The sequence below is a fragment of the Enorma timonensis genome (genome assembly GCF_000321165.1).
GTDB lineage: Bacteria > Actinomycetota > Coriobacteriia > Coriobacteriales > Coriobacteriaceae > Enorma.
This window is the reverse complement of record NZ_CAPF01000108.1, coordinates 1-1419: the sequence shown is the minus strand read 5'-3', so window position 1 is coordinate 1419 and position 1419 is coordinate 1. Positions and strand designations below refer to the sequence as shown.

Here is a 1419-nt window from a genome sequence, read left to right as displayed (position 1 = left end):
GAACTGCACCCCAAAACTTGGACGCGTTAAATCATAACCGCTAAGCGGCCTCGCGGAGGGCCAGCTCCCGGAACTCCGCCGGGGTCAGGCCCTTCAGCTTGACCTGCCGCCTCACGTGGTTCCAGTGGTGTATGTACGCCTCGAGGTCGGCCTTGAACGACTCGAACGTGTCCCAGTCGCGCCCGCGGAAGAACTCGTCCTTGATGTGGCCGAAGACCTGCTCGGTCGCGGCGTTGTCCAGGCAGTTGCCCTTCCGGGACATGCTCTGGGTGATGCCGTTCTCGGCGAGCGCGCGCACGTACGCCGCGTGCTGGTACTGCCAGCCCATGTCGGAGTGCAGGACCGGCGCCGCGCCCTCGGGCTTGGCCGCCGCGAGCATGGCGAGCATCTCCTCCTGCTGGGCGAGGTCGGGGCGCTCCGAGACCGACCACGCCACGATCTCCTTGCTGCCGAAGTCGTACACGGGCGCGAGGTAGGCCTTGCCGAAGGAGAGCCTGAACTCGGTGACGTCGGTGCCCATCTTCCGCCAGGGGCCGTCGGCGGCGAAGTCGCGGCCGAGCACGTTCTCGAAGGTCTTCCCGACGACCCCTTTGTAGGAGTTGTACCTGTGGTGGTCGGTCTCCCGCCTGATGCCGCACCTGAGCCCCATCTCGCGCATCATCTTGAGCACCGTCTTGTCCGCTATGCGGGCGCCGTCCACCGCCCGGAGCTCCATGGCGACCTGGCGGTGCCCCACGCCGTTCGGGAGCCTCCCGAAGATCTCGGCGACCCTCGCGCGCAGCTCCGGCCTGGTCGGGCCCTTGGGGTGGGCGAGCGCGTAGTAGTAGCTCGACCTGGCGAGGCCCGCGGCCTCCAGCAGGTCGGCGAGGCCGTGCCCCAGCCCTGAAAGCTCGGCGACCGCTAGGGCCTTCTCCCGGTTCGGGAGCTGAGCTCCGCCTTCAGGGCTATCGATTTTTTTAGGTACGCCACCTGCGCCTCGAGCTTGCGCACGCGCTCCTCGAGCCTCTCCTCGCGGGTCCTGGGCGCGGCCCCCGGGCCGGAGCCCCCCGGCCTCCCCCTCGGCCTCGGCCTGAGGGCCTCGGCGCCGCCCTCGCGGTAGAGGCGGCACCACCGGTCGAGCGAGCTCGAGCCGGCGATCCCGAAGCGCCGCATCGCCTCGGCCCTGGTCGCGCCGCCGTCGACCACGGCCCTGGCGGCGGCGACCTTCGTCTCGTAGTCGTATCTCGCGCGCGTCTCCCCCATGCTCAGCAGACCGTCCCTCCCGACCGCCCGGTACGTCTGCTGCCATTTTCTCACGGCCATGGCGGGGACCCCGAGCTCGCGGGCGACGGACTCGTACCCCCTGCCCTCCGCGAACAGGTCCGCGGCGAGCGACCTCGCCGCGCGCCCGTGCCCGTACCGTAGGTCGATGGACATGAG

2 protein-coding genes are annotated in these 1419 nt (G+C 70.0%); both read right to left on the bottom strand.

Features of this window, described 5'->3' with window-relative positions; translation table 11 throughout:
- Positions 1-40 precede the first annotated feature (40 nt).
- Positions 41-859, bottom strand: coding sequence for an IS3 family transposase (locus BN423_RS10440; RefSeq protein WP_232385582.1), 819 nt, complete (start codon positions 857-859; stop codon positions 41-43).
- Positions 860-900: 41 nt separating this feature from the next.
- A complete protein-coding gene (locus BN423_RS10435) occupies positions 901-1416 on the bottom strand; it encodes a helix-turn-helix domain-containing protein (RefSeq protein ID WP_026089089.1) in 516 nt (171 codons plus the stop codon).
- Between the last annotated feature and the right edge of the window lie 3 nt (positions 1417-1419).

Excerpts from the sequence above, each read along its gene's own strand:
- BN423_RS10435 (WP_026089089.1), bottom strand. The coding sequence starts at position 1,416 with ATGTCCATCGACCTACGGTACGGGCACGGGCGCGCGGCGAGGTCGCTC.